Here is a 6,000-nt window from a genome sequence, read left to right as displayed (position 1 = left end):
AACATTGACGTTTTGTGTTTTGTTCAGTTTTCAAAGAACTACTTTGCCGCTCAACGCGACCTTTTTATATTAACATCTGCTACTTTCAATGTCAATAATTTATTTGAAATTGTTTTTTTAAGTTTGTCACTCATCAGCGACGAGATTTAATTTACCATACCTACGTAGCTGTCGTCAACACTTTTTAATATAGAAGCTGATTCATCTTTATATAAAACCCTCTAATTAACAATCATGAATCAGCTCCCCTTCTTTTATCAAAGCACACGGCTTATATTTTCTCTTATGAAAAGCACATGTTTGACTATTTAGACTCAGGTAAACCAACTGTTAATTATGAACCCTCTTACGTATATAACGGGAACATTCTGACGGGTCGGCAACTCGTTGAAACAGTCGAAATAACACTTTATATCGATCCTCCATCGCTTTCTTGACCGCATAATCAATTCTGCCATCATCAAAATCAAATAAAAGTTCATCCAACTCTCTTTTTAATAAGTATTCCATTTCCTTCATTTCTCTCTTATCAACCAATAAACCGAACATATATGCACCTCTTTCCTTTTTATTTATGTTAATTATTTCCCCGCAACCCTTTTATGTATGCATTTTCCATTTTATTAAGTGGCTCTCCCTTGAAAGAACGGCATGTTTTGTTTTGAGGAGGCATATAAGTAACTAAAAAGGTTTGGACAAGAGGAGAGGGGAGATTATGTTTTTCTTCTTTGTAACGAGCAAAACAAAGTTGAAGCAGGTTTTACTAATTGCTTTACTTTCTTTATTTACGGCATGGCTTTTATTTCTGGAAACTTATTCACAGCAGTCTGTATTTTCTACTGCTACAGGACCTAAAGCAATCTATAAAGGGGATGCTGCTAAACAGCAAGTGGCCTTAACATTTGATATCAGCTGGGGAGATGAAAAGGCAATACCAATTTTGGATACATTACAAAAACAAAACATTAAAAACGCAACATTTTTCATATCTGCCGCTTGGGCCGAGAGACATCCAGATATCGTCGAACGCATTCAAAAAGACGGTCATGAGATTGGAAGTATGGGCTATAACTATAAAAGCTATACATCCCTAGAGGCAGCACAGGTAAGACAGGATATATTAAAGGCACAGGAGATATTTACAAAGCTTGGTGTAAAGGATGTTAAGCTCCTGCGTCCACCAAGCGGAAGCTTCAATAAAGAAGTATTAAAAGTTGCTGATTCTCTAGGCTATACGGTCATCCACTGGAGCAATAATTCTGATGATTGGAGAAATCCAGGTGCAACTAAGATTGTAAAAACAGTGTCTGAGCACTTGCAATCTGGTGATATCATTCTTCTGCATGCCTCGGATTCAGCACTACAAACAAATCAAGCTCTTCCCCTGCTCATTCAACATTTAAGAGCAGCAGGGTATGCAAATGCATCTGTCTCAGAACTGATTTCCAATACCCAAACAAAGAGCACAGATGTACAGTGATAAAAAATGAGATATATGCAAGAAAACATAGAAAAAAAGCTCCATTAACCTGTCTTACGCTTGATAAAACCGGTCAACGAAGCTAAACCATTCCCTGCAAGGAATGGTCTCTCTTAGGTGGTCTAGAAAGGATAATCCCTTTTTGGGCCATCTTTTTTATTTCCTGATAAGACGATGTAAAGTTAATAGCTGATAAGCATTGCAGATAAAAAGTGGAACTGCCATTAAATACAGCCAATCACGATCATTGACGCGAAGCGCAGGAATCCACTCTATTATTGTAACAACAATCATAAAAAATAAAGCGGGTATAAAAGCTTGCTTATTCGTTTCCTTACTTTTTATGTAGGCAACAATTGCTCCTGCAAGAAATATGACAGCTGCTATCAAAATATTGTGCGTTGTAGAGGCATTTCCTTCCTCTATGAAGGTAGAGCGTAAGTATACAAAATCAAATAATACAAAAGCTACAAGAAATACCTGCATCGTATTCCAAAGAGATACGGAACGAAAAATCCCAATCCCAAAGCGATGTACCGTTAGGTAAGCAAAAAAGCCCATTTGACTGATGACACTGAAGATAAATCCAACCCCTAGCAGCCAAAAGGCTACAGAAAGCAGCTCCTTCCCATCAAAGCTTTGAAACAGCCTTGCATACTGGTTCCACCTTAAAATAAACCCAACTAAAATTGTACTTATTCCCCCAAGAAAAAGGGTGGAAAAAAATAAATGTACCCATTTTCGGCTGTTCACAACATAATCCCCCAGTTTCTGCATGTTCTAACTTAAATTGTAACAACCGAAATTTTAAAAAGCTAGTCAGGAATACGCATAATTTTTACCAAGATATTTATATTAAGAAAAGCAGACACAATCTAATTTTCCTTAACAACATACAATGTGTGGCTTGGCACAATGTATTAGTAAAGGCTTCCTGACGCACCTTAACTTTATTCAAATTTACTGTTAAAGGGCATACTAGGGAAACTAGGATGTGTCACAAAGTTTATGTCTGCCTTTATACCCAAAAATAGAAATCAGCGAAAGGAGCTCCGGTTAATGAAACGGATTCCGTTTATACTGCTATCGTTTCTACTCCTTCTTACAGTAGCAGCATGTGCCCAGGAGAATAATTCAGCTCAAGCTGAATTGGACTACGATCAAACCAAAAAAATGATTATCGATATTTTAAAAACGGATCAAGGAAAGAATGCCATTCAGGATGTGCTGAAGGATGAGAAAATGAAGCAGGCCCTTATCCTTGATGAAACAGTTGTCAAACAAACCATTCAGGACACTATGACCTCTGAGGAGGGGCAAAAATTCTGGGAAAAGCTGTTTAAAGACCCACAGTTCTCCGCATCCTTTGCAAAAAGTGTACAAAAAGAGCAAGGAGAACTCATGAAGGTTCTTCTAAAGGATCCTCAATACCAAGCTGGAGTTATTGAAATTTTGAAAAACCCAGAGGTCGAGAAACAAATGCTCGAGGTGATGAAGAGTAAGGAATACCGTCTTCATTTACAGCAAATGTTGAATGAAACTGCCGAGAACCCGCTCTTCCAAACAAAAATGATTGATGTTATTAGTAAAGCTATTGAGAAAGCAAATAAGAAGTCATAATAAAGAAAAAGCCGATTCGTCAAGTTGACAATCGACTTTTCCAACAAAGTGAAACCTCTTCATAAGAAGAGGTTATTTCTGTTTAACTTCAATTGCCTCGATAACTGTTTCAGCAATCTCATTATAGATTTGCCCGATTTGATGCGCTTCATCATATACAGATGGTGCAAAATCAGCCTCATTCCAATCAGGCTGCTGAAGCGGAATTTGACCAAGTAAAATCGTTTGTAAGTCCTCAGCAAGCTTTTTACCTCCGCCTTGCCCAAAGACATATTCCCTCTCTCCAGTTACCTTGCTTTCAAAGTAAGACATGTTCTCGATAACTCCAACTATTTCATGCTCTGTCCGTAATGCCATCGCACCAGCACGCGCGGCAACAAAAGCGGCTGTTGGATGCGGTGTTGTCACGATAATTTCTTTGCAAGAAGGAAGCATGGAATGGACATCTAAAGCAACATCTCCCGTTCCTGGCGGCAAATCTAGCACAAGGTAATCCAACTCACCCCATTCTACTTCCGAGAAGAAATGGTTTAACATTTTGCCAAGCATTGGCCCCCGCCAAATAACAGGTGCATTATCCTCTACAAAAAAGCCCATCGAGATGACCTTTACCCCAAATCGATCAACTGGGACAATGCGCTCATCGCGCACAACTGGACGTTTTGTAATACCCATCATGTCCGGTACGCTAAATCCATAAATATCCGCGTCAACAATTCCCACTTTCTTTCCAAGGCGTGCTAGCGCAACTGCAAGGTTTACAGAAACAGTAGACTTACCGACACCGCCTTTGCCGCTTGCAACTGCGAGAAATACGGTTTTTGAATTTGGAGATAGCAATGTATCCGGTGCGTTTTCCTCTGCTACACCGAACTTAGCCAGCTCCTCATCAGTAAGCTCAGTAAAACGAAGACCTACTGTAGCTGCCCCTAAATCCTTTACAATTTTTACAATGGCACCCTGCAACTGCATCTGCTCTGGAGTGCCTATTTGAGCAATTGCAATTTTCAAGCTTACATGTGCTTTCTCTGACTTTAAACTGATTTCTTGAATGGCGCCTGTCTCTTCAAATGTTTTATGTAGAAATGGGTCTTGCAATCCGTTCAGTGCTTGTATGATTTGCTCTTTTGTTATCATATTTGTCCACCGCCTGTAAGAAATAGTGCGTTTTCATTTTTAGTATATCACACTTTCATTTTTAACAAGTAAAGAAAACTCGCCGACTGGCGAGCCCTGCCCTTGGACGAAGATAGAGGTGTAGTTGTACTTACACTATACTTCTAAGGTATGAAAAAAACCTCCTGCTTTTAGTCAGGAGGATTTCCTTTCTCAGTAAAATACCGCAGTACACCCCTGTACACAGCAGCTGCGATCTTTTTTTGATATGCTTCAGATTTCAAAAGCTGTCTCTCGTCCACATTAGACAAGAATCCCGCTTCTACAAGCACACCTGGTACCTTAGCATGCTTAAGAAGATATACATGATTAATAATTTTAGCTAATCGATTTGTATTTTCTAAGCTATTTCGAAGCTCTGCCTGAACAAATTTGGCAGCTCGTTCATTTTCTATTAGCGAACGGCTATAAAAAGTTTGTGCACCTCGCGAGCTGGGGATCGGAATGGCATTTAAATGAATACTAACAAAGAAGTCCGCATCGGAATTATTGACAATTTCAACCCGCCTGCGTAAATCCTCGACTTTCCTTCTGCTATATCCCTTTGTATCTTCATCAGCCAAATCTTCATCCTCGGTGCGCGTCATAATCACAAGGGCTCCTTGCTCCTGTAAGTAATCTTGCACTTTTTTCGCAATCTTAAGCGTAACTTCTTTTTCTATAATCTCATCGCCGCCGACTGCTCCGCCATCAGGTCCTCCATGTCCCGCATCCAACACTATAATTTTCCCTGAAAGAGGTAAATTCCATGCTTTCCATGACTTTGTAATCTGGAATTCATACCGTACGAGAAAAAAAAGTACAATGGCTGCTAAAGCGAAGGAAATCAATTTAATTTTCCTCATAATTCCCCCTCCTGCTAGTCCTCTACTTACTTATATGGGACAAGGAGAGAGAATATGAGTAGTTAACGTAAACGAAGACGATATCTTCGTTCTCCTTTTTCGTAGCCTTCCTTCCACCAGGAAGAGATGAAACTTTCACATACTTCGTGCAGCTTTTGCCGGTATTCCTTCGGCAGCTCAGCCAACGGAACTGTCGACAAAAAGTGAAACAGCATTTCCGCTAGGCTTTTTTCCTCAAATATAGATCGTTTTCTCACCTGCGGTAACGGTTCTCCATAATAGCCAAACTTGCTGTAACGAGCACCGAGCAGATAGGACTCAACTGCCAGCTCAATACAATACTCTTCACAATGTCGTGTAAACTGAGATGTCTTTGTATACTCATAAAAATATTGCTTTATATCGCTTCGAAGAGAGGCTAGCGAGATTTCACGCAGCAGCCTCCGTTCATATTTCAATTGCTTTTCACGTCGTTTATCTTTTAGGGTAGTAATGACATTCAAGCTTATGCACCTCCCTATTCCGTAGTCTAAACGTACAGAAAAGGAACATGCCCATTAAAATATTCCAACCAGGGAAGAGAATAAGAAACGCAGACAAGGTACTTCTGTTTGTCTGCAAAGGATGTCTGACATCAAGCTGCCCCCCGTTTAAATGTTCCTTACAAGTAAATAGATACAGTAAGGTGCTCCCAAAATGGAGACGACGATGCCGACGGGCAGTTCCATTGGAGCCATGATAACGCGTCCTAATGTGTCTGCGGATAAAAGGGGAAAAGCGCCAATGACAGCGGTCAATGGTAATACTTTTATATGTCGTGCTCCAACTAATCGTCTAGAAATATGTGGTCAAGCATTTTTTCCCCAATAAAAAAGACCC

The 6,000-nt window shown here is 39.8% G+C and carries 8 protein-coding genes; 2 read left to right on the top strand and 6 right to left on the bottom strand.

The features are described 5' to 3' along the window. Positions 1-330 precede the first annotated feature (330 nt). Positions 331-549 carry a hypothetical protein gene (locus EP737_RS20350; protein WP_129730404.1) on the bottom strand — a complete coding sequence of 73 codons (219 nt, stop codon included), beginning with the start codon at positions 547-549 and terminating at the stop codon, positions 331-333. Between the two features lie 166 nt (positions 550-715). Here EP737_RS20350 and pdaB point away from each other — a divergent pair, with 166 nt between their 5' ends. Then, positions 716-1,480 (top strand): polysaccharide deacetylase family sporulation protein PdaB, encoded by a 765-nt coding sequence (gene pdaB, locus EP737_RS20345; RefSeq protein ID WP_129730402.1) that lies wholly within the window; start codon positions 716-718, stop codon positions 1,478-1,480. A gap of 156 nt (positions 1,481-1,636) precedes the next feature. Here pdaB and EP737_RS20340 read toward each other — a convergent pair whose 3' ends face one another. Then, the gene (locus EP737_RS20340; protein WP_129730400.1) at positions 1,637-2,233 is read right to left on the bottom strand and encodes a KinB-signaling pathway activation protein; all 597 of its coding nucleotides are present in this window, start codon (positions 2,231-2,233) and stop codon (positions 1,637-1,639) included. Between the two features lie 306 nt (positions 2,234-2,539). Between EP737_RS20340 and gerD the strand changes: the two genes are divergently transcribed. Further along, entirely contained in the window at positions 2,540-3,100 is a 561-nt protein-coding gene (gene gerD / locus EP737_RS20335) for a spore germination lipoprotein GerD (protein WP_129730398.1), read from the top strand. Between the two features lie 72 nt (positions 3,101-3,172). Here gerD and EP737_RS20330 read toward each other — a convergent pair whose 3' ends face one another. The 4 genes from EP737_RS20330 to EP737_RS26340 all read right to left on the bottom strand — a co-directional run bounded on the left by EP737_RS20330 (position 3,173) and on the right by EP737_RS26340 (position 5,963). Further along, positions 3,173-4,237: an Mrp/NBP35 family ATP-binding protein gene (locus tag EP737_RS20330; protein WP_129730396.1), complete on the bottom strand. Its 1,065-nt coding sequence runs from the start codon at positions 4,235-4,237 to the stop codon at positions 3,173-3,175. A 170-nt stretch (positions 4,238-4,407) separates the two neighbouring features. Beyond that, positions 4,408-5,121 (bottom strand): N-acetylmuramoyl-L-alanine amidase CwlD, encoded by a 714-nt coding sequence (gene cwlD, locus EP737_RS20325; RefSeq protein ID WP_129730394.1) that lies wholly within the window; start codon positions 5,119-5,121, stop codon positions 4,408-4,410. 62 nt (positions 5,122-5,183) lie between these two features. After that, complete coding sequence (locus EP737_RS20320; protein ID WP_129730392.1) at positions 5,184-5,624, bottom strand: DUF2521 family protein; 441 nt, start codon at positions 5,622-5,624, stop codon at positions 5,184-5,186. Between the two features lie 147 nt (positions 5,625-5,771). Further along, a complete protein-coding gene (locus EP737_RS26340; protein ID WP_281278912.1) occupies positions 5,772-5,963 on the bottom strand; it encodes an iron chelate uptake ABC transporter family permease subunit in 192 nt (63 codons plus the stop codon). Between the last annotated feature and the right edge of the window lie 37 nt (positions 5,964-6,000).

Source organism: Ectobacillus funiculus (assembly GCF_004138295.1).
In the GTDB taxonomy this organism is placed as follows: domain Bacteria; phylum Bacillota; class Bacilli; order Bacillales; family Bacillaceae_G; genus Ectobacillus; species Ectobacillus funiculus.
Note: the sequence above shows the minus strand (reverse complement) of the source record. Positions and strands in the feature narration are given on the sequence as shown.

What these genes read in the sequence shown, in the direction of transcription:
- EP737_RS20350 (WP_129730404.1), bottom strand. Translation starts at nt 549, where the DNA reads ATGTTCGGTTTATTGGTTGATAAGAGAGAAATGAAGGAAATGGAATAC.
- pdaB (WP_129730402.1), top strand. Translation starts at nt 716, where the DNA reads ATGTTTTTCTTCTTTGTAACGAGCAAAACAAAGTTGAAGCAGGTTTTA.
- gerD (WP_129730398.1), top strand. Translation starts at nt 2,540, where the DNA reads ATGAAACGGATTCCGTTTATACTGCTATCGTTTCTACTCCTTCTTACA.
- EP737_RS20330 (WP_129730396.1), bottom strand. Translation starts at nt 4,237, where the DNA reads ATGATAACAAAAGAGCAAATCATACAAGCACTGAACGGATTGCAAGAC.
- cwlD (WP_129730394.1), bottom strand. Translation starts at nt 5,121, where the DNA reads ATGAGGAAAATTAAATTGATTTCCTTCGCTTTAGCAGCCATTGTACTT.